Annotated in this window: 19 protein-coding genes and 1 tRNA gene; 15 read left to right on the top strand and 5 right to left on the bottom strand. The window is 40.1% G+C overall.

What is annotated here, in order from left to right; genetic code table 11:
- The first annotated feature begins 153 nt into the window (after positions 1-153).
- From rnr to ACW6QP_RS00990, 3 genes are read left to right on the top strand one after another with little or no spacing between them, the layout of a single operon-like run.
- Positions 154-2,343, top strand: coding sequence for a ribonuclease R (gene rnr / locus ACW6QP_RS01000; RefSeq protein ID WP_457908968.1), 2,190 nt, complete (start codon positions 154-156; stop codon positions 2,341-2,343).
- 7 nt (positions 2,344-2,350) lie between these two features.
- The gene (locus ACW6QP_RS00995) at positions 2,351-3,022 is read left to right on the top strand and encodes a head GIN domain-containing protein (protein ID WP_457908967.1); all 672 of its coding nucleotides are present in this window, start codon (positions 2,351-2,353) and stop codon (positions 3,020-3,022) included.
- Positions 3,023-3,053: 31 nt separating this feature from the next.
- Positions 3,054-3,776, top strand: a complete 723-nt coding sequence (locus ACW6QP_RS00990; RefSeq protein ID WP_457908966.1) for a LysE family translocator — start codon at positions 3,054-3,056, stop codon at positions 3,774-3,776.
- A 109-nt stretch (positions 3,777-3,885) separates the two neighbouring features.
- Here the strand turns inward: ACW6QP_RS00990 and ACW6QP_RS00985 are convergent.
- Both ACW6QP_RS00985 and folB read right to left on the bottom strand, forming a co-directional pair.
- Positions 3,886-3,959: transfer RNA gene (locus ACW6QP_RS00985), tRNA-Cys, on the bottom strand.
- A 51-nt stretch (positions 3,960-4,010) separates the two neighbouring features.
- Positions 4,011-4,367: a dihydroneopterin aldolase gene (folB, locus tag ACW6QP_RS00980; protein WP_457908965.1), complete on the bottom strand. Its 357-nt coding sequence runs from the start codon at positions 4,365-4,367 to the stop codon at positions 4,011-4,013.
- Between the two features lie 149 nt (positions 4,368-4,516).
- Between folB and ACW6QP_RS00975 the strand changes: the two genes are divergently transcribed.
- The 4 genes from ACW6QP_RS00975 to ACW6QP_RS00960 all read left to right on the top strand — a co-directional run bounded on the left by ACW6QP_RS00975 (position 4,517) and on the right by ACW6QP_RS00960 (position 7,278).
- The gene (locus ACW6QP_RS00975) at positions 4,517-6,193 is read left to right on the top strand and encodes a glutamine--tRNA ligase/YqeY domain fusion protein (protein WP_457909410.1); all 1,677 of its coding nucleotides are present in this window, start codon (positions 4,517-4,519) and stop codon (positions 6,191-6,193) included.
- Between the two features lie 111 nt (positions 6,194-6,304).
- Positions 6,305-6,685: a YtxH domain-containing protein gene (locus tag ACW6QP_RS00970; protein WP_457908964.1), complete on the top strand. Its 381-nt coding sequence runs from the start codon at positions 6,305-6,307 to the stop codon at positions 6,683-6,685.
- An 8-nt stretch (positions 6,686-6,693) separates the two neighbouring features.
- On the top strand, positions 6,694-7,044 hold the full coding sequence (locus ACW6QP_RS00965; RefSeq protein WP_457908963.1) for a phage holin family protein: 351 nt from the start codon (positions 6,694-6,696) through the stop codon (positions 7,042-7,044).
- 3 nt (positions 7,045-7,047) lie between these two features.
- On the top strand, positions 7,048-7,278 hold the full coding sequence (locus ACW6QP_RS00960) for a DUF6327 family protein (RefSeq protein WP_457908962.1): 231 nt from the start codon (positions 7,048-7,050) through the stop codon (positions 7,276-7,278).
- A gap of 74 nt (positions 7,279-7,352) precedes the next feature.
- Here the strand turns inward: ACW6QP_RS00960 and gltX are convergent, their stop codons facing one another.
- Positions 7,353-8,870: a glutamate--tRNA ligase gene (gltX, locus tag ACW6QP_RS00955; RefSeq protein ID WP_457908961.1), complete on the bottom strand. Its 1,518-nt coding sequence runs from the start codon at positions 8,868-8,870 to the stop codon at positions 7,353-7,355.
- A 143-nt stretch (positions 8,871-9,013) separates the two neighbouring features.
- On the opposite strand from gltX, the gene ACW6QP_RS00950 reads away from it, so the two are divergent.
- From ACW6QP_RS00950 to ACW6QP_RS00930, 5 genes are all read left to right on the top strand, one after another.
- Positions 9,014-12,256, top strand: coding sequence for a DUF4175 family protein (locus ACW6QP_RS00950; RefSeq protein WP_457908960.1), 3,243 nt, complete (start codon positions 9,014-9,016; stop codon positions 12,254-12,256).
- Complete coding sequence (gene ybeY / locus ACW6QP_RS00945; RefSeq protein ID WP_457908959.1) at positions 12,237-12,668, top strand: rRNA maturation RNase YbeY; 432 nt, start codon at positions 12,237-12,239, stop codon at positions 12,666-12,668. The genes ACW6QP_RS00950 and ybeY overlap by 20 nt, the downstream gene beginning before the upstream one ends.
- 19 nt (positions 12,669-12,687) lie before the next feature.
- Positions 12,688-14,559 (top strand): tRNA uridine-5-carboxymethylaminomethyl(34) synthesis enzyme MnmG, encoded by a 1,872-nt coding sequence (gene mnmG, locus ACW6QP_RS00940; RefSeq protein ID WP_457908958.1) that lies wholly within the window; start codon positions 12,688-12,690, stop codon positions 14,557-14,559.
- A gap of 69 nt (positions 14,560-14,628) precedes the next feature.
- Complete coding sequence (locus ACW6QP_RS00935) at positions 14,629-15,462, top strand: class I SAM-dependent methyltransferase (RefSeq protein ID WP_457908957.1); 834 nt, start codon at positions 14,629-14,631, stop codon at positions 15,460-15,462.
- A gap of 246 nt (positions 15,463-15,708) precedes the next feature.
- Positions 15,709-16,221 (top strand): OmpH family outer membrane protein, encoded by a 513-nt coding sequence (locus tag ACW6QP_RS00930; protein ID WP_457908956.1) that lies wholly within the window; start codon positions 15,709-15,711, stop codon positions 16,219-16,221.
- 73 nt (positions 16,222-16,294) lie between these two features.
- Here ACW6QP_RS00930 and ACW6QP_RS00925 read toward each other — a convergent pair whose 3' ends face one another.
- A complete protein-coding gene (locus tag ACW6QP_RS00925; protein WP_457908955.1) occupies positions 16,295-16,690 on the bottom strand; it encodes a DoxX family protein in 396 nt (131 codons plus the stop codon).
- Positions 16,691-16,696: 6 nt separating this feature from the next.
- Positions 16,697-17,845, bottom strand: coding sequence for a DNA polymerase III subunit (locus ACW6QP_RS00920; RefSeq protein ID WP_457908954.1), 1,149 nt, complete (start codon positions 17,843-17,845; stop codon positions 16,697-16,699).
- A gap of 69 nt (positions 17,846-17,914) precedes the next feature.
- Here ACW6QP_RS00920 and ACW6QP_RS00915 point away from each other — a divergent pair, with 69 nt between their 5' ends.
- Genes ACW6QP_RS00915 through ACW6QP_RS00905 form a run of 3 tightly spaced genes read left to right on the top strand, consistent with a single transcriptional unit; the run spans position 17,915 to position 21,733 of the window.
- Complete coding sequence (locus ACW6QP_RS00915; protein ID WP_457908953.1) at positions 17,915-19,099, top strand: phosphoglycerate kinase; 1,185 nt, start codon at positions 17,915-17,917, stop codon at positions 19,097-19,099.
- A gap of 54 nt (positions 19,100-19,153) precedes the next feature.
- Complete coding sequence (locus ACW6QP_RS00910) at positions 19,154-20,740, top strand: LysM peptidoglycan-binding domain-containing protein (RefSeq protein ID WP_457908952.1); 1,587 nt, start codon at positions 19,154-19,156, stop codon at positions 20,738-20,740.
- A gap of 18 nt (positions 20,741-20,758) precedes the next feature.
- On the top strand, positions 20,759-21,733 hold the full coding sequence (locus tag ACW6QP_RS00905) for a DUF4837 family protein (RefSeq protein WP_457908951.1): 975 nt from the start codon (positions 20,759-20,761) through the stop codon (positions 21,731-21,733).
- Positions 21,734-21,742 lie beyond the last annotated feature (9 nt).

The following is a 21,742-nucleotide window of genomic DNA, read 5'->3' as shown; positions in this document are numbered from 1 at the left end:
ATTTTATACCAAATTTTAGGGGTTTTCCCTTATTCATTTCGCAGGGTATATTTTCTTAAAATTTTCACATTTAAATTCTGCTTAACAAAACTTTACACTCAAATTAATCTATTGTAACTTATATGCAGTAATTTTATCCATTATTACAAAAGAATGAGTAAACAGAAGAAAAAAAAGAACCCTGCAGGGCAGGGAGATCTGGCCAGGAGTATTACAGGAATAATGAGAAAAGAGGCCGGGAAAACATTTAATTACAAACAAATTGCTGCCAAACTTGGCGTTAATGATGCCAACAGCCGCAATCATATTATTCGAAAACTTGCCCAACTGGCGGCCAAGAATCAGATTGAAGAGGTTGAAAGAGGTAAGTTTAAGATAAATTCATCTAAAGATTACTATACCGGGATTCTCGATATGACTACCAAAGGCTTTGGCTATGTGGTGGTTGAGGATTTAAACGACGATATTTTCATCTCGCAAAATAATCTCAACACTGCTTTTCATGGCGATGAGGTTGAAATCTATGTTTTCAACAGGCGAAGAAATAAGAAATCTGAAGGTGAAGTAACCCGTATTATTAATCGAAAACGCAATGAATTTGTTGGGATTCTTCAACTGAAGAAAGAATTTGGTTTTGTGGTGATCGATGATCCCAAGATGTATACCGATATCTTCGTACAGGGCAATAAATTAAACGATGCAAAAGACGGGGATAAGGTTGTGGTAGAACTTGAAGAATGGCCCGAAAAAGCCGATTCACCCTTCGGAAATATCAAAAAAGTGCTGGGAACTCCCGGCGAACATCATACCGAAATTCATTCAATCCTGGCTCAATATGGGCTTCCGCACGATTTCCCTGCAGAAGTTGAAGATTTTGCCAATAATCTGGATACCTCGATTCAGGAAAAAGAAATCAAAAATCGCCGCGATATGCGTGATGTGTTGACCTTCACCATAGATCCTGCCGATGCCAAAGATTTCGATGATGCCCTGAGTTTCCAAAAGCTGGAAAACGGAAATCTTGAAATTGGTATTCATATTGCCGATGTTTCACACTACGTAAAACCCGGAACTATACTCGATGAGGAAGCCTATGAAAGGGCTACTTCGGTTTACCTGGTAGATCGTGTGGTTCCCATGTTACCCGAGGTTTTATCGAATAATGCCTGTTCATTAAGGCCTAATGAAGAAAAGTACACTTTCTCTGCAGTATTTGAATTAGATAAGGATGCAAAGGTTAAAAATCAGTGGTTTGGAAGAACGGTAACCTATTCTGATGCGCGATTCGCCTACGAAGAAGCTCAGCATATCATCGAAACCGAAAGCAATAAAATTCCTGAAGAAATTTCGATTAGAGAGGGAGCTTATGAAGTTCAGGACGAGATCGTAAGTGCCGTGCTGGAATTAAACCGACTCGCAAAAAAAATGCGTTCGGTTAGAATGCGCGAGGGAGCGATTTCTTTCGATAAGGTGGAAGTAAAATTTAATCTTGATGAAGAAAACGAACCTGTTGGAGTTTTCTTCAAGGTTCAAAAAGAAGCCAATAAATTAATTGAAGAATTTATGCTTCTGGCCAACAGAAAGGTAGCCGAATACATTGGTAAAGCCGAAGAGAAAAAAACCTTTGTGTACCGTTGTCACGATGAACCCGACGATTCTAAATTAGAAGCATTAGGCAGCCTTGTTGCCAAATTTGGGCACAAATTAAACTTAAGCAACAAGAAAAAAATAAGTAGTAGCTTAAATAATTTATTGGTAAATGTACAGGGCAAAAAGGAACAAAATCTTGTTGATACCCTGGCCATTAGAACTATGAGTAAGGCCTATTATGGCACGGAAAATATAGGCCATTACGGGCTGGCTTTTGATTATTATACACATTTTACCTCCCCGATTAGGCGTTATCCCGATGTAATGGTACATAGGCTGCTTCAGCGGTATTTAGACGATGAAAAAACCGCCAGTGAAGAGGAATATGAAGAAAAATGTCACCATAGTAGTGAAATGGAAAACCTGGCCACCAATGCTGAGCGGGATTCCATCAAGTATATGCAGGTGAAATTTATGCAGGATCACCAGGACCAGGAGTTTTTGGGTGTCATTTCAGGAGTAACCGAATGGGGAATATTCGTTGAAATTATTGAGAATAAATGCGAGGGAATGATTCGTTTACGCGACCTAAGCGACGATCATTACGAGTTCGACCAGGAAAATTATGCGGTTGTAGGTAGAAAAACCAAAAATGTATATCAGTTAGGTGATGAGGTTTACGTAAGTGTGAAAAATGCCGATCTTACCAAGCGCCACCTCGATTTCAATATGCACGGGAAGAAGGAAGATTAGAGAAGTTATGAAGAATTTTTTGCTGATACTATTCATCTTTTGTGTTTCAGTAGGTAACGCACAAATCACCACTCACGAGCTGGAAGATTTTAACCGGGTTAAAATTTACAACGGCTTAAGCGTGAAACTCATTGAGAGTGACAGCAACCGGGCCGAAATCACCGGAAAAAGCCGGGAGAAAGTGAGATTTAAGATCGATGACGGAGAACTTAAAATTCGCGTAAGCATCGATAATATCTGGGATGAAGATGATACTGAAGTTAAACTTTATTATGCTAAAATCCAGGTATTAGATGCCCGTCAAAATGCTTCGGTGCGTTTTGAAAATGAAGTAAAACAGGAAGAATTAACTTTAAATGCTTCGGAAGCTTCAGATATTTTTGCCCGGGTTCAGCTGAAGCTTTTAAATGCCGATGTCACTACCGGTGCGACTATAGAAATAGAAGGCGAAAGCGATATTCAGGAAGTAAATATCAATACAGGCGGAAAATTTTACGCTAAAAATCATTTAAGTATAGATACCAATATACGCATAAGCGCGGGTGGCGTTGGCGATATTTCTGCCAGCGGGGAGGTAGTTGCCAAAGTTCGCGCCGGCGGCACTGTAAACGTATACGGAAATCCGAAATACATTGAAGAGGATACCTTATTTGGTGGTAAGGTTATCAAAAAGAACTAAAATCCTACCTTTGCTTGAATAATTCTCAATTATGATGCAGGATATTTTGGCAGCACTCCCGCTGGGTTTCTTTTTGGCATTTTTGCTGGGCCCTGTATTTTTTGTGTTGCTGGAAACCGCCGCAATTAAGGGATTCAGAGCTGCTTTTGCTTTCGATTTAGGAGTTATTGTAGCCGACGTTATCTTTCTTCTCATCGCTTATTTTAGTACTACAAAACTGCTTACCAGGATAAAAGATGATCCTGCTTTATTCATCTTTGGAGGGGCTATTCTGGCCACCTACGGACTTATGAGTTTAATTCAAACCAAAAGGGTTTTGCAACAGGAAGATGATACTCCCGAAATTCGAAAACTCAATAAAAGCGATTATTTTGGTCTGGCTGCCAAAGGTTTTGGATTAAATTTTATCAATGTGGGTGTTTTGGGATTTTGGCTGGGCCTTATCATAGTATTTGGTCCCAAACTCGAAATGGAGCCAAACCGGATTACAGTTTTTTTCAGCACCATTTTAATAACCTACCTCATAATCGATATTTTTAAAATTTTACTGGCCAAAAAACTTAATAGAAAGCTTACTCCAAATCGTATTTATTATATGAAAAAGGGAATAAGCATTATGCTTATCGTCTTCGGTGGAATCTTAATAAGCCAGGGCCTTTTTCCCGACCAGGTAAACAATATCAAAGATCAGATTGAAACCATTACCCCGGGTGACAGCCTTAACGAGTACGACTTTCAGCAGGCACCCGAATAAGCTGCTATTTTTACTGAATAGAGCGTCCCGAAGCCTCTAGAGAACCACTTACCATTTAATTTTCATTAAAATTCATCCATAAAAAAAGCCCCTTAAAAAAGGAGCTTTTTGGAGGCATCGAGCGGATTCGAACCGCTGTACAAGGTTTTGCAGACCTCTGCCTAGCCACTCGGCCACGATGCCGTAAATTGGATGGCAAATGTAATAAAATTTTTAGGTTATGAAACCAAAATTTTATCGGGATTTGCTGCGGCTTACTGTTACCATAGCCACATTTCCCCCAATAGGTGGATTAATTTTAGAAACCGCGACCTTAACCTGCTGTACCAGTTGAATTTCCTCCAAAATCCGGTTTAGAATCCGCTCGGCCACTGTTTCTAAAAGTTTCGATCTAATCGCCATTTCTTCCTTGACGATATGATTTAGATGTACATAATCTATAGTATCCTTTAATTCATCGCTTTTGGCTGAATTCGATAAGTCCCCTTTAATTTTTAAATCTACTCTGTAATCGCTGCCAATTTTGCCTTCTTCTACCAGGCATCCGTGATAAGCGAATACTCTTATATTTTTAAGTTTTATGCTTCCCATAACTGCATTTTGGGCAAAGATAGCTTAAATGAAATTTTATGGGGTATAGGTCTAATGCCAGAGCGGGAAAAATAGAGCTTATTAGCCGGGAATGGGTGTTTCTGGCGATCTTATTTTTGGTAACTTTGCGCTTTATTTTGAAAGAAGTTATGTCGGAAACCAAAAAATCGCTCAACTTTATTGAGCAAATCATAGAAGAAGATCTTAAAGCTAATTATAAAAGGGAAGAGCTGAAATTCAGATTTCCTCCTGAACCTAACGGATACCTGCATATTGGTCACGCCTCCTCGATATGTTTAAATTTTGGATTGGGGGAGCAGTATAATGCCCCGGTTAATCTTAGGTTTGATGACACCAATCCTATAAAAGAAGAACAGGAGTTTGTTGATGCCATCAAAGAAGATGTGCTATGGCTTGGGTTTAAATGGGAAAAGGAATGCTATGCTTCAGATTATTTTCAACAGCTCTACGACTGGGCTGTTGAAATGATAAAAAACGGAGATGCCTATGTAGACTCCCAAACTTCCGAAGAAATTGCGGCTCAAAAGGGCACACCCACCCAGGCCGGAACAGCAAGTCCTTACAGGGAACGGTCAGTAGAAGAAAATCTGGAACTTTTCGAGCAGATGAAAAATGGGGAAACTCCTGAAAAAGGCCACGTTTTAAGGGCCAAAATCAATATGGCTTCTCCCAATATGTTGATGCGCGATCCTGTGATGTACAGGGTTTTGCATAAAGATCATCACCGAACCAAAGGCGAGTGGAAGATTTATCCAATGTACGACTGGGCCCACGGGGAGAGCGATTTTATTGAAAGTATTTCACACTCTTTTTGTACGCTTGAATTTCTTCCGCATAGAGAATTATACAACTGGTTTGTTGAAAAGGTAAGTAAGCCGGGAGATTTTCTTCCAAAACAACGCGAATTTGCCAGGAGAAATTTAAGCCATACCGTAGTGAGCAAGCGAAAACTGATGCAACTGGTTGAAAAGGGAGTGGTAAAATCCTGGGATGATCCCAGAATGCCCACCATTTCAGGATTAAGACGAAGAGGTTATACACCCAGTGCCATTAGAAATTTCGCCGATTCTATTGGAGTTGGAAAAAGGGAAAATATCATAGATGTGGCCCATCTGGAATTTTGTGCCCGCGAAGATCTCAATAAAGTGGCACCGAGGGTTATGGCTGTTTTAGATCCTGTGAAGCTGGTTATTACGAACTATCCGGAAGATAAGGAAGAATGGTTGGAAGCCGAGAATAACCCGGAAGATGAGTCGGCCGGAAGCAGAGAGATCCCGTTTTCGAGAGAAATCTATATCGAAAAAGAAGATTTTAAAGAAGAGGCCAATCGTAAATTTTTCAGGTTAACGCTGGGGAAAGAAGTACGATTAAAAAATGCTTACATCATAAAAGGCGAAGAAGTGGTTAAGGATGAGAATGGTGAAATCAAGGAGATTCACTGTACTTACGATCCTAAAAGCCGAAGTGGTAGCGGTACAGAGGAGTCTATGAGAAAGGTGAAGGGAACCCTGCACTGGGTCTCGGTAAAACACGCCATAGAAGCCGAAATTCGCCTTTACGATCGCTTATTTAGCGTAGCAGAACCCGATAAGGATAAGGAAAAGGATTTCCTTGAATTTGTAAATCCTGATTCCCTGCAGGTAATTACCGGATACCTGGAACCCGGGCTGGCCAATGCAGAAGTACAGGATAAATTTCAGTTTCAACGCATAGGTTATTTTTGTGTGGATAAAGATTCTACTTCAGACAAGCTGGTGTTTAATCGCACTGTTGGATTGCGTGATTCCTGGGCTAAACTTAAATAGTATTAAGAAATTTTTAGTAAAGAAATTTAACATATTAACCGCTCATTAACAGCGATGCAACAAGGCATCTTGTATCTTTGATTGCATTAACTAATAAAAATAAATTTCATTATGGCAAATACAGGAAGCACATTGTTGGCCCTTATTACCGGTGCTGCAATTGGAGCAGGAATCGGTCTTCTTTACGCACCAGAGAGCGGTGAGAAAACCAGAAAGAAGTTACAGGATGACGCCCGAAAGGCTCAGGATAATCTATCTAAAAAATATCAGGAAACTTCGGCTAATCTAAGTGACAGAGCTAAAAAGGCCCGTGCAAGTTTTGAAGAAAGATTGGAAGAAACTCTTTCATCTGCCAGCCATAAAGCCGACGATATTCTATTAGCTATGGAGCATAAACTGGAAGAACTGCGCAAGCAAAATTCCAAACTGCACAAAGAGGAAAAAAGCGGCAAAGGCCAGGGAGGTTCTAAACCCGATAAAGCCGTAGTATAGTTTAATTTATGGCATTTGAAAAAATATCAAAAAGCATAGATGAGTTAAACGAGAATATTCAGGCATTTGCGCAAAGCAATGTTGAATATTATAAACTCGAATTTTTTAAAGTAGCCACGAAAAGTGTAATTGCTGTTGCAATTGGCCTTGTTCTGGCTATTTTTTTTATTCTGGCATTAATCCTGCTTTCGGTTGCTGTGGCAATAAGTATTAGCCAGGCTCTTGATTCGCCATCGGCAGGGTATTTTATCGTAGCCGGTATCTATGTTCTTTTGATGATATTATTTTTAATCTTCGGAAGAAAACCCCTTGAACGCCTCGTTCTTCGCAAATTCTCCAGAAGTTTTTTTAAAAAATAGATTATGAAAGTGTACAGTTCATTTGAAGAAGTAGACAGAGATCTTGAAATTTTAAAACTTCAAACCCAGATCGACAGGGAGGAAATGAAATTAAAAATGGCTCAAACCAAATCGGCCTTATCACCAATTTCTATAATGGGAAGTATGTTGGGTTCTATAGCCGAAAAAGCGATCATTTTAAAGGCTGTTTCCAAGATTATTGGAGTAAAAAGGGTAATAGTCTCCTCGAAATAGAAAATCGTTGCTTAAAACGCATAAAAAAGCCTGTGATTTGTGTCACAGGCTTTTTATTTTAATATATCCAGGTTCTATCCCAGTACTTCAATCGCTTTTTGAATTCTCGCATTGCTTTCCTGTTTGCCAATATATTCTGCAATTACGAATAAATCGGGTCCCTGTAAGGAACCAACCAGGGCCAGACGTAGCGGTTGCATTACCTTTCCAAAGCCTACTTCTTTTTCACCAATCCAGGCTTTTGTACGTTCCTGAACCGCTTCAGCCTTAAAATCCTCCTGGTTTTTATACAACTCTACCAGCTCCAGCATTAATTTCGCGGTATCCTCTTTCCAGGCTTTTTTCGCATTTTTGGGATCGTAGGAGGTAGGACCTATAAAAAAGAAATAACCCTGCTCCCAAATATCCTGTACAAAAACCGCCCGCTCTTTCATAAGCGAAACTACCGCTTTGGCAAAATCTCTTTCAGCTGTTACTTTTTTATCTTCCAATACCTCTACAAATTTATCGGTGAGTACCTCTAAATCTGCCTGCTGAAGATAATGTTGCTGGAACCATTTGGTTTTTTCAGGATCGAATTTCGCACCTGCTTTTTGAACCCGGCTTAATTCGAAAGCCTCAACCAGTTCATTCAATTTAAAAAATTCCTGTTCGGTTCCCGGGTTCCAGCCTAAAAATGCCAGCATATTGGTCACCGCTGCCGGAAAATAGCCTTCCTCTCTGTATCCGCTGGAAACTTCGCCGCTTTTTGGGTCTTTCCATTCTAATGGAAAAACCGGAAAGCCCATTTTATCCCCATCTCGTTTGCTTAATTTTCCTTTTCCCTGTGGCTTTAGAATTAATGGAAGGTGTGCAAATTTAGGCACTTCCCAGCCAAATGCACGATATAACAACACGTGCAGGGCCAATGAAGGCAACCATTCCTCTCCACGAATCACGTGAGTGATTTCCATTAAATGATCATCAACAATATTGGCCAGGTGATAGGTGGGCATCCCGTCGCTTTTAAACAAAACCTTGTCATCCAATACCGAAGTATCAATACTCATTTCACCCCGTATTTCGTCTTCTAGTTTTAAGGTTTCATCTTCAGGTGCTTTAAAACGAATCACATATTCTTCACCATTTTCCAGGCGATTTTGAAGCTCTTCTTTTTCCAGGCTAAGGGAATTATCGAGCTTTAAGCGATTATGCCAGTTATAAATAAAGGTTTTTCCTTTTTCTTCGTGTTGTTTTCGGTGTTCATCCAAAGCTTCAGCTGTATCGAAGGCATAATAGGCATTGCCGCTTTCGATGAGGGCATCGGCATATTTTTTATAGATTTCCTTTCGCTCACTCTGGCGGTAAGGACCAAATTTTCCTTCTTTCCCCGGGCCTTCATCGTAGGGTATTCCGCACCATTCCAAAGATTCTTTAATATATTCCTCGGCTCCTTCCACAAAACGGTTTTGATCGGTATCTTCTATGCGAAGAATAAAATCACCCTTATGTTTTTTTGCGAATAGGTAGTTGTATAGAGCGGTTCTAACTCCTCCAATATGCAATGGTCCTGTAGGACTTGGCGCAAAACGAACTCTTACTTTAGCAGTCATAATCAAATTTTGATTTAGGGCACAAAGATACAAGCTTATTTATAGCGCAGAAATCGATTTTTGCTGAATTCCCTCTCGAAAATCTCTCATCCTGAATTTTGTCTTTTTTATCGTATTTTTAGGCTTTTAGTGGAAAAAGGAAAATGGGGGAGTTTAAACGTATTGAACAAAAGCTGGAAGCCTTTATGCGGCGGTACTATTTAAACCGTCTCATAAAAGGAATGCTTCTTTTTCTTGCCATAGGCCTGCTTTATTTTCTGCTGAATATCTTAATCGAACATTTTCTTTGGTTAGGTACCACTGGCCGAAGTCTTTTATTCTGGTCATTTCTTATAGTCGAAATTTTTCTCTTCGGAATTTTTATTCTCAAACCCATACTTGAATTATTTAAGCTAAGGGAAGGTATAAGCCGTCACCGGGCTGCCGAAATTATTGGTACACACTTTCCTGAAGTGAACGACAAATTGACCAACCTGCTTCAGCTCAGGGAAAATTCGAGACAAAGCGAATTGCTCCTGGCCGGGATCGAACAGAAATCGGCCGAATTATCGCCGATTCCATTTTCCCGTGCAGTCGATTTTAAAAAGAATTCGAAATACATAAAATACGCTGCATTCCCCATCATATTAATTTTGGCCTTTATACTTAGTGGCCAGGCCAGTCTTTTAACCGGTCCTTCCGAAAGGTTTTTCAACTACAATAAGGAATATACAGCCCCTGCAGTATTTTCTTTTTTAATTCTCAACGATGAGCTTAAAGTTAGAGAAGGGGAGGAGTTTTTACTTCAGGTAGAAACAATGGGAAAACTGATTCCCGAAGAGATAAGTCTTAAATTTAAGGGCCAGAATTATTTTATGCGAAAAACTTCTACGGGGAAATTTGAATATAATTTTACCGGGCTTAAATCTGACCTGGATTTTGAATTGAATGCCAATAATGTTAGCCTGGAGAATCGAATAGAAGTAGTAAAAGTTCCCAGGATCCTCGACATGCAAATGCATCTTGATTATCCCGCTTATACCGCCCGAACGAATGAGGTTTTAAATTCTACGGGAAATGCAGTAATTCCCGAAGGCACTAAAATTACCTGGCGGTTTAAAAGTTTAAATGCTCAAAAATTACATTTAAAATTTTCGGATAGCCTGTTGCAGCTGCCCGTTGAATACGACAGCCTCGACTATAGCCGGAATATTTATCGGGATGCCGCTTATAGCATAAGCGCTTCAAATTCACAAATCGATGATTATGAACCTGTTAACTATTTGTTGTCGGTAATTCCAGACGAAAGACCTGAGATTGAGGTAATTAAAAAAGTAGATAGTCTTGACGGGGAAAGCCTTTATTTCTACGGGAAATTAAGCGATGATTATGCGATTAGCCTTTTGGAATTGAGATATTTTCCTGAAAGCAATCCCGAAGGAGAAAATAAAGTGAAAATTCCGGTTTCAAAATCTTCTCTGGCCGAATTTTATCGGGATTTTCCCGGGAATCTTGAAGTGGAAGCCGGGCAGGCCTATCAGGTGTATTTTAGGGTTTGGGATAATGACGGGGTAAACGGGGCGAAATATAAAGATTCTGAAGTATTTTCTTATCGGAAAAAAACCAGGGCCGAGGTAGAAACCGAAAATCTTCAGCGACAGGGAGAATCGATTCAGGGAATTCAGGAACGCCTGGAAAAAATGAAAACTTCCGAGGAACAATTAGGAGAAATTTCAAGGTTTCAAAAAGAATCTGGGGAGCTTAATTATAACCAGCGTCAAAAGCTTCGTGATTTTCTGGAAAGACAAAAACAGCAGAATGAAATAATGAAGAATTATTCTGAAAAGCTAAAACAAAGTTTTGAGGAAGAACGCATCGAACCCGAGAATAAGGAACTCAACCAGGAGCTAAAAAGAAGGCTTGAAAAAAATGAAAAAGAATTAAAAGAACAGGAAGAATTGCTCAGGCAACTTGAAGAATTAGCCAATAAACTTGAAAAGGAAGAACTGGGCAGGAAATTAGATGAACTGTCTAAAAAGAACCAAAGCGGGGAACGAAATCTTGAACAGTTGCTGGAGATTACCAAAAGATATTATGTAGAGGAAAAGCTTCAAAAACTGGCCAGAGATCTTGATGAACTTGGGAAAAAGCAGGAAGATTTAGGATTGGATGAACAAAATAATTCAGTTGAAAAACAACAGGAAATAAATGAGAAATTCCAGGAATTTAAGGAGGCGATGGATCAACTGGAAAAGGATAATGAAGATTTAAAAGAGCCCAAAGAACTTGGCCGCGATTCTATTGATGAAGAAAGCATAGAGAAAGAAATGCAGGAGGCTGAACAAAAATTACAGGAAGATAAGAAAAAGGAAGCCGGGGAAAATCAAAAGGAAGCCGGTGAGCAAATGCAGGAAATGTCAAAGAAAATGCAGCAAAGCAGCCAGCAGCAGTCAATGCAGCAATTGGAGGCTGACATTGGAAGCCTTCGACAGATACTTGATAATCTTGTAAGTTTTTCTTTCAACCAGGAAGATCTATTATTGGAATTCCGTGAGATGAGAAGAGAAAACCCTGCTTATGCTGCTGCACTGAGACAACAGAATACTTTACGGGAACATTTTGAACATATAGACGATAGTTTATATGCACTGGCGATGAAGAATCCTTTCATCAATGAAGAGATTACAAAGAATTTAACCGATATAGAATTTGACCTTGAGCAGGCGATTGAAAGGCTTTCTGATAATGAAGTTCCGCAGGGAACTGCCAGTCAGCAATACGTAGTTACCGGGGCTAATAATCTCGCGTATTTGCTAAGCAATATTCTTGGCAATATGCAGCAGCAAATGAATATGAATCCCGGGCAGGGAGGGGAACAGGAATTTCAGCTGCCCGATATTATTCAGCAACAACAGGAATTGGAGGAACAATTCAGGGAAGGCCTGGAAAAACATGGTGAAGGAAAACCAAAAGAAGAAGGTGGAGGTGAAGAACAAATGAATTCTGATCTCTTTGAAATTTACAAGCAACAACAGGAATTAAGAAGGCGTCTGGAAGAACTCAACAAGAAGGATGGCAGCGGAGAAAAAACCGGGGATTTGGAACGAAAAATGCAGCAGTTGGAAGAGCAGCTTCTGGAGAAATCTTTTGATCCCGATTTACTGGAGAACTTTCAGGATTTACAACATGAATTGCTGAAATTTGAAGAGGCAGAAAAACAACAGGGGCAGGACGATAGAAGAGAGGCAACTACGAATTTGGAGGAATTCAACAAGTCTTCCCAGGATCAACTTCTTAAGGCTAAAGAATATTTCAATTCCACCGAAATATTAAATAGACAAATCTTACCTTTGCGGCCAAATTATAAACGCAAAGTAAAAGAATATTTTGAGCGAACAGAAGATTAACTTTTTTTCAGAAAATGACTTTCAACTGGAAGGGGAGGAAAAATACCAGGCCTGGTTGGCGGGAATAACTTCTTCAGAAGCTAAAGAATTAGGTGAGATCAACTATATTTTTTGTGACGATGAATATCTGCACAAAATCAATGTAGATTATTTAAATCACGACACCTATACCGATATTATCAGTTTCGATTATACTTCTGGAAATCTTCTTAGCGGTGACATCTACATAAGCACCGAAAGAGTCGTTGAAAATGCACAGAATTTCGACCAGGAATTCCAGACCGAATTGCTTCGGGTGATGGCTCACGGCCTACTTCATCTTTGCGGATATAAGGATAAATCTGAAAGTGAAAGTCGTGTAATGCGACAGAAGGAAGAGGAAAAAATTCAAATGTTCCACGTGGAACAATAACTGAAAAAGCAGAGCTTTTATGTTTGAAAAGGAATATGATGTTATAGTTGTAGGAGCCGGGCACGCCGGTAGTGAAGCTGCCGCTGCTGCTGCCAATATGGGTGTAAAAACCCTGCTTATCACTATGAATTTGCAGAATATTGCCCAAATGAGCTGCAACCCGGCTATGGGTGGGATTGCAAAAGGGCAAATTGTGCGGGAGATCGACGCTCTTGGCGGGTACAGTGGCCTGGTGAGCGATACCAGTGCCATCCAGTTTAAAATGCTTAACCAATCTAAAGGGCCTGCCATGTGGAGCCCCAGGGTGCAGAGTGATAGAATGCGCTTTGCCGAAGACTGGAGACTAAGGTTGGAGCGTACCCCAAATCTCGATTTCTATCAGGAAATGGTTGCCGGGCTAATCGTAAAAGACGATAAAATTGTTGGCGTAAAAACCAATCTCGGACTTGAAGTTTTTGGTAAATCTGTAGTGCTCACCAATGGTACTTTTTTAAACGGATTGATTCATATTGGCGATAAAAACTTTGGTGGAGGTAGAGCCGGTGAAAGAGCCTCGACCGGAATCACAAAAGATCTTGTTGATCTCGGTTTTGAAGCTGGCCGAATGAAAACCGGAACTCCCCCTCGGGTAGATGGTCGTTCGCTCGATTATTCTAAAATGATTGAACAACCCGGGGATAAGAAGCCGGGTAAATTTTCTTATCTGGATGAAACCAGGCCCCTGGAAAAACAGCGCTCCTGTTATATGACTTACACTTCTAACGAAGTGCACGAAATCCTTAAAGAAGGTTTTGATCGTTCGCCTATGTTTAATGGAAGAATTCAAAGTATAGGTCCCAGATATTGCCCATCGATAGAAGACAAAATCAACCGTTTTGCCGATAAAGACCGGCATCAATTATTTATAGAACCCGAAGGTTGGGATACTGTGGAAGTTTATGTAAATGGCTTTTCAACTTCACTGCCCGAGGATGTTCAATTTAAAGCTTTGCGAAGTGTCGCCGGATTTGAAAATGTAAAATTTTTTAGGCCGGGTTACGCGATCGAATATGATTATTTTCCGCCCACGCAGTTAAAACATACTTTGGAAACAAAGTTGGTGGAAGGGCTTTATTTTGCCGGCCAAATTAACGGTACTACGGGATATGAGGAAGCAGCTTCTCAGGGCTTGATGGCAGGACTTAATGCGGCCTTAAAAGTAAAGGAAGAAGATGAATTTACTTTGAAAAGAAACGAGGCTTATATCGGGGTTTTAATCGATGATCTCATCACCAAAGGTACAGAAGAGCCTTATAGGATGTTCACATCCCGTGCCGAATATCGCACCCTGCTTAGACAGGATAATGCCGATTTTCGGCTAACAGAAAAATCCTATAAAATTGGATTAGCCGGGGAAGAGCGCCTCAAGAAAATGGAGGAGAAAAAACAAAAATCTTTTGATTTTGTAAACTTTCTCAAAGAAACCAGTGTGGTGCCCGAAGATGCGAATCCTGTTTTGGAAGACTATAATTCTTCACCGATGAAGCAGAGCGATAAGATCTTTAAGATCTTTTCCAGGCCCTCAATTAGTATGGAAGATATCAGAAAATTTCCCGGTGTTGAAGATTATATTCAGGAGCATAATTTAAATAAAGAGATGCTAGACCAAACCGAAATTCAGGTGAAGTATTCCGGGTATATAGAGAAGGAGAAAAACAACGCCGATAAACTCAACCGACTCGAGGAGGTGAGAATTCCAAAGAACTTTGATTATAGTAAAATCAAATCGATGTCTTTTGAAGCTCGTGAAAAGTTGAATAAAATTCAACCTGTAAACGTTTCCCAGGCGAGCCGAATTAGCGGGGTAAGTCCTAATGATATTTCGGTGCTTCTTGTTTATATGGGAAGATAAAATTTGTGCCGTTCCACGTGGAACAATAATTTTCCCGGGCTAAAATCCCGGGTTTTATTTTTAGCCTTTATGCCATTTCAAAATCAATTTTTAAGCTGTAAAGATTACCTGGTAAGCGGGGAGGAATTTCAGTTGCTTGCCGATGAAAAAACAGAGGTTTTAAAAACCGAACCCGTTCCCGAAAATCTTCAGCAGTATTATAAAAGCGAGAATTATATCTCCCATTCAGATTCTCGAAAATCTCTTAGCGATAAAATTTATGGAGGCGTAAAAAAGTATATGCTTCAGAAAAAAATAAGCTGGATACAGGAGTATTTTCCCAAGGCAAAAATTTTAGATGTGGGGGCCGGCACCGGTGATTTTTTAATAGAAGCAAAAAAACAAAATTTTGAAATTTACGGGATCGAACCTGGAAGGGAAGCCCGAAAAAGAGCTGAAGAAAAAGGCCTGCAACTTTTCGAAAAATTAGAAATGCTTACCCAGGATAATTTTGATGTCATAAGCCTTTGGCATGTGCTGGAACACCTTCCAGATCCTGAAGCCGAAATTTTAAATTTTAAAAGGCTTCTAAAGCAAAATGGAATTTTGGTGATTGCCGTGCCTAACTTTAAAAGTTATGACGCAAAAAAATATAAAGAATTTTGGGCCGCTTATGACGTGCCCCGACACCTTTGGCATTTTTCCCAAAACGGCTTAAAAAGTTTACTTCAAAAAAATGGCTTTGAACTTTTAAAAACCCGCCCGCTGATTTTCGATGCCTATTATGTATCTCTCTTATCTGAAAAATATAAAACCGGGAAAACTAATTTACCGGTCGCTTTTTTAAACGGGTGGAAATCGAATAGAAAGGCAAAACAAACTTCAGAGTATTCTTCCCTAGTCTATTTCTTCAAAAAAAGCTAAATTTTCGATTTTAAGACGTTTTAAGCTCTTTTAGGCCTAAATTACAGGGTTCTGGGTGGGTTTATTTTTTAAATTGATTATAAGGCTTGTATTTACCTCTTTTTTGATAAAGTAATTTTATATTAGAATTTTTTATTATCAGTTTATTTGATTGTTGTGATTTTTTGGGTGGAAGCCAATAAATATTAGACAGGGATTAAAAATTATGTTTTATACCTTTGTCACGAAATAAATTAATCAAGCAAAATGAAAAAACTTTTTATAGTGGCAATTACTGCCGGAATGTTTGTAGCCTGTTCGAATGAAAAGACTGCCTATGTAGATACCACCCGTTTAATTCAGGAATATTCTGAAATGAAAGATGTGGAAGCTAAATTCAACACCCGTTCTGAGTCGGTAAGACAGGAATTGGATTCTGCTGCCAGAGAATTTCAGAAGGAGGTTCAGGAATACCAGGAAAAAATGGGGAGTATGAACAATACCCAGAGACAGGAGCGCGAGCAGGAGTTAATGCAAAAACAGCAAAGACTTCAGCAGCAGCAACAAACTGTTGGAGGGCAATTGCGCCAGGAAAGCGATGCAGCTATAGATTCTTTGGTAGATAAAGTAAAAGACTATGTAAAGGTATATGGAGAAGAGAACAACTATACCTATATCTTTGGGTCTAACGAATCTGCCAGCATTATGTATGCTGAAGAAGGTCGTGATATCACCGAAGAAATTTTAAAAGATCTAAACGAGAGATATAAGAAAGACTAAGTTTAAATTAGTCAAAAATAAAAACGGCCTGTTTTAGATGCAACAGGCCGTTTTTATTTTATAGCTTCTTGGTCTATGAAAGCAGATAAACTCCAAAAATACTAATGATAAAGTATCCTGTTAAAGTAAAAGCCCCTGCGTAATCTTTGGCGACTCTCTGTCCAAATAACAGCATACACAGCGTTATACAGGCTAAAATGGCAGCATACAGGGCGAAATCTGCCTCGGAATATAACCAAAGCCAGATGATTCCTAAAATGGCCAGAACCCCGGTGATGATCTCTATGATCAAAATCACTCCCACCATAAACGGAACACTGCCTGCAAGTATGGTTTTGGAAAAATGACCTTTTAACCAGGAGATATTTCCATCCCAGTCGGTTGCTTTATCGATGCCCGATTGCAGAAAGGTAATTGCGATAAAGATTAAAATAAGAATTTCGGTAATGTGGTTAAGTAAGTTTGCCATAAACAATTATTTAGCGTGTAATAGTCGGGTTAGTTTTATGGATAAATCGGTAAAGATAATTCGTGCGTTGGCATTTCGCTGAATATGGTAAGTTGCCTCTTCCAGTTCTTTGGTGATTGCCGCTATATTCCCGCCGTGTACAAATGGCGCGAATTTTTCCAGCTGAAAACCTTTGGTAGCAGGTTCCAAATACACCAAATCGCGGGCCTGATAATTGAGCATAAGGGCCTGCCTGAAAAAATCCATACAATACAGCAAAAAGTTTTTCTGGGTTTCCCTCCCGGCACCGGCAATTTCTTCACTCCAGTCAATAAGACCCAGGATACTGGCTTTATTCCCTTTGGCTTTAAAAGCGGTTCTCACCCAGGTAATAAACCAGGTTTCGAATTGTTCGTCACCCGAATCCTTTTTCATAAGATGAAGTGCACGGGTGTAACTTCCGTTTGCCTGGTGAGCGATTTTTAAAGCTTCAGCCGCATTGCAGTTTTCTTTCCTGATAAGGAAATCGGCAATGTCGTTTTCGGGTAGCGGGGGAAAATGTAAAGCCTGGCAACGGGAACGTATAGTTTGAATAATTTGCTTTTCATCTTCGGTAACCAATAAAAACAGGGTGTCTTTGGGTGGTTCTTCGATAAGCTTAAGCAATTTGTTGGCGGCTGCCGCATTCATTTTTTCAGCCATCCAGATAATCATCACTTTGAATCCGCCTTCGTAAGATTTGAGCGATAGTCTTTTTACGATATCCTGGGCTTCATCTACACCAATTTGGCCCTGTTTATTTTCTATGCCCAGTTTTTGATACCAGTCGAATAAACTTCCGTAGGGATTTGACTTCAAAAAGTCCCGCCATTCAGTTAAAAAGTTAGAGGAAACCGGGTGCTTTTTCACCTCTTTTGTAGTGGCTACAGGAAAGGCAAAATGCAGGTCTGGATGAGAGAAATTTCCGAATTTAAGATTGCAGCTTTCATTCCCGTTTTTATTTTCTCCGCCGGTATTTTTACAAAGCACGTATCGGGCATAAGCGATGGCCAGGGGCAAAGTGCCGCTGCCGTTATTTCCCACAAACAATTGAGCGTGCGGAATTCGCATATTATCGGCCGTGGTGGTAAGGTGATTCTTGAGGTGACTTAACCCGATAACTTCTGAAAATAGCATAGGCAAATATAAAATTTATATACACTTTAATCTCTTCGGAAAAAATTATATTTGTAAGAAAGCATAAGTATGAAAACTATAGAAGATTTTAATTTTAAAGACAAACAAGCCTTGATACGGGTAGATTTTAACGTACCCTTAAATGCCGATAGAGAGGTAACCGATGCCACCCGAATTGAAGCTGCCAAACCCACCATAATAAAAATTCTTGAAGAAGGTGGTAGCGTGGTTTTAATGTCACACCTGGGTCGTCCTGAAGGCAAAGAAGAAAAATATTCCTTAAAACATATAATTAGCAAGTTTAAAGAAATAATTGGCGTAGAGCCCAAATTTGTTAATGATTGCGTGGGAGAAGATGTGCAGCAAGCTGCCGATTCCCTTAAACCTGGTGAAATTCTTCTATTGGAAAACCTGAGATTTCACAACGAGGAAAAGGCAGGCGATGAAGATTTTGCACAAAAACTTTCCAAACTGGGAGATATTTATGTGAATGATGCTTTTGGTACCGCTCACAGAGCACATGCTTCAACTACCATTGTAGCCAAATTTTTTGAAGAGAAGTGTTTCGGCTATCTTTTGGCCCGTGAGATCGAAAGCCTGGACAAGGTGTTACATTCTAAAGAAAAACCAGTTACCGCGGTACTTGGAGGCGCAAAGGTTTCTTCAAAGATCACTGTGATAGAGAACATACTTGATAAAATTGACCATTTGATTATTGGCGGAGGGATGACCTATACCTTTATTTTGGCCAAAGGAGGTAAAATTGGAAATTCGCTGGTTGAAGAAGATAAGCAGGAGCTGGCTTTGGAAATTTTGAAAAAGGCCGAAGAAAAAGGAGTGGAGGTACATCTTCCGGTAGATTCGGTAATCGCCGACAGTTTTTCTGAACAGGCCAATACCCAGGTGGAAGCAGTTGATAATATTCCCGATGGTTGGATGGGACTGGACGTAGGTCCTGAAACCACCAAAAATTTCGCTGAAATCATCAAAAAATCAAAAATCATTCTTTGGAATGGCCCCCTTGGAGTTTTCGAAATGGATACTTTTTCAAAAGGAACAATTAACCTTGGAAAAGCCATTGCAGAAGCGACTAAAAATGGCGCTTTCTCTTTGGTAGGAGGTGGAGATTCGGTTGCTGCTGTTAAAAAATTCGGCTTCGAAGATCAGGTAAGCTATGTCTCTACTGGCGGTGGTGCCATGTTAGAGATGTTGGAAGGAAAATCCCTACCCGGAATTGAAGCCATTAAAGGCTAATCGGGTACGAATTTTGTTTATTTTGCGTTTTCTTAACAAACAATAAAAAACGCCATGCTTAAAAGGATATTTTCATTGCTGTTGGCCCTGGGAGTAACAGGAGCCTATGCACAGAAAGAGCAAAACGGGAAACAGGTTGAAAAGGCCAATTTTCGGGTTCAGATTTTTCAAAAGGTCGACAGCAGTGAAATTGTTCTTACCCATCCCGACCCTGAATTTAAAGACAGGCTTCCCATTTCTGCAGTAATCAGGGAATCGGCCAAAGTAGAGCTTAAAGATATGCCCAAGGCAGCCAGGATAGACTCGATTTGGCGTGCCGAATTAACCAATTCAGATCTTTTTGATACCCTGCAGGAAGAAATGCTTCAGCAGGATTACAACGAAGTTGTATTCGAAGAGCTTTCTACCGATACCCTCAAGGCCCGTTTGGCCCGTTTAAATGCCAGAACCCCTTTTAATGTAGAATATAATCCGTCGCTGGAAAGCGTGATTAAATCTTATCTAAAACGCAATAAGCGCTCTATGGAAAGACTTATGGCGCTTAGTGAATATTACTTTCCTATGTTCGAAGCCGAAATGGATAAGTATGATATTCCCTTAGAGATGAAATACCTGGCCATCGTGGAATCGGCATTGAATCCCAGGGCCCGCTCGCGGGTGGGTGCCACCGGAATCTGGCAATTTATGTTCGCCACCGGGAAAATGCACGGGCTCGATGTGAGTTCTTATGTAGATGAACGTATGGACCCAATGCTGGCTACTGAAGCTGCAGCCAAATATCTCTCCAGTCTTTATAAAACTTTTGGAGACTGGGACCTTGCCCTGGCTTCCTATAATTCAGGCCCCGGAAATGTTTCCAAAGCCATACGACGAAGCGGTGGTTCTACCAATTACTGGCACCTAAGAAGATTTCTCCCAAGAGAAACTGCCGGTTACGTTCCTGCCTTTTTAGCTACGATGTATTTATTCGAGTATGCCGATGCGCACGGGTTTCAACCAGAAAAACCCGAACTGGCTTATTTTGAAACCGATACCTTACACGTGAAACAAATGCTTACTTTCGACCATATTGCGAAAGTAACAGGAGTGAGAAAGGAAATGCTTCAGTTTTTGAATCCGGGATACAAGCTCGATGTGATTCCGCATATTGAAGGAAGGGAATCGGTTTTAAGATTGCCCTCTACGGTTACCGGAAAGTTTGTAACCAACGAAGCCGAGATTTATAATTATGCAGCGAGAGATATTGAAGAAAATAAAAAAGAATTGCCTCAGTATACCGAAGCCGAAGAGCGCATAAGGTATCGAGTGAAAAGCGGGGATTATTTAGGTAAAATTGCACAAACTTATGGGGTAGGGGTGAGCAATATTAAATCCTGGAATAACCTGAGAAGCAATAACTTAAGAGTGGGGCAATACCTTACTATTTATCCGCGTAAGCCGGTTGCTACTGCAAATAATAGCAGCAAAACTTCCCAACAAAATAAGGCGCCTCAATATTATACAGTGAAACCCGGAGACTCCTTATGGAGCATTTCGAAAAAATTTCCGGGCGTTACGGTACAAAATTTGAGGACTTGGAACCAAATGGGTAATAATACCCTGAAACCCGGAATGAAATTGAAGCTTTCTAACGGGTCCTGATAATTTAAAACTTTAAAAATGAAAAACCCCCTTTACCTCGTATTAGGCTTTTTACTGTTTATTTCCTGTAATGATTCCAACGAAAAATCTGATAGAGTCTTAACCGATTCTTCAGGAAATATTAACCAGGTTACTGTTGTAATTGAAAATGATCTATGGGAAGGGGAAGTAGGAGAGAGTATTAGACGAAACCTGGCGGCCAGTGTCGAAGGGCTTCCGCAGGAAGAGCCTTTATTCTCATTAAGTCAGATTCCACCCTCTACCTTCTCGGGTTTTGTTCGCAAAAACCGCTTATTTCTTAAGGTAGAAGAATCGGCCGATACCGCTGTAAATGTTGTTTCAAATGTTTACTCAAGGCCTCAAACCGGGGTGATTGTTCGTGGTGATAAGCAGCAAATAAGCGATTTACTCGATAAGGAAGGCGAGAATATCGTTCGGCTATTCAAACAAACCGAATTAAAGGAAAAGCAACGCAGAATGGGCAAATCGCTTAAAGATGACGCCCGTTTAAAGAAAAAATTCGGTTTATCGCTTAAATTTCCCAGTGCTTACAGATATGCCCTGGAAGAGGAAAATTTCGTTTGGATTCGCAAAGAAATTCAGAAGGGGAATATGGAAATTCTTATCTATGAAGTTCCGCTTTCGCGAATAGAAAAAGATACCAATGTAATTGGGAATATTATTGCCCTGAGAGATTCTATTGGTTTGGCGCATATTCCCGGGCCGGTAGACGGCAGTTATATGATTACTGAAGAAGCCTATGCTCCTTATCTATTCGATAGCCAGATAGACGGCAAATTCGCCTATGAAACCCGTGGTACCTGGGAAGTGAAAAATGCTTTTATGGCCGGGCCTTTTGTGAATTACGCGGTAAGAGACGAAGCCAATAACCGGTACTTGATTCTTGAAGGTTTTGTTTTCTCTCCCTCACGAGGCAAAAGAGACAATATTTTTGAACTGGATGCCATCTTACAATCGGCAAAAATCAAATAAAAAAAATGC

The sequence above is a fragment of the Salegentibacter haimaensis genome, assembly GCF_054121495.1.
Note: the sequence above shows the minus strand (reverse complement) of the source record. Positions and strands in the feature narration are given on the sequence as shown.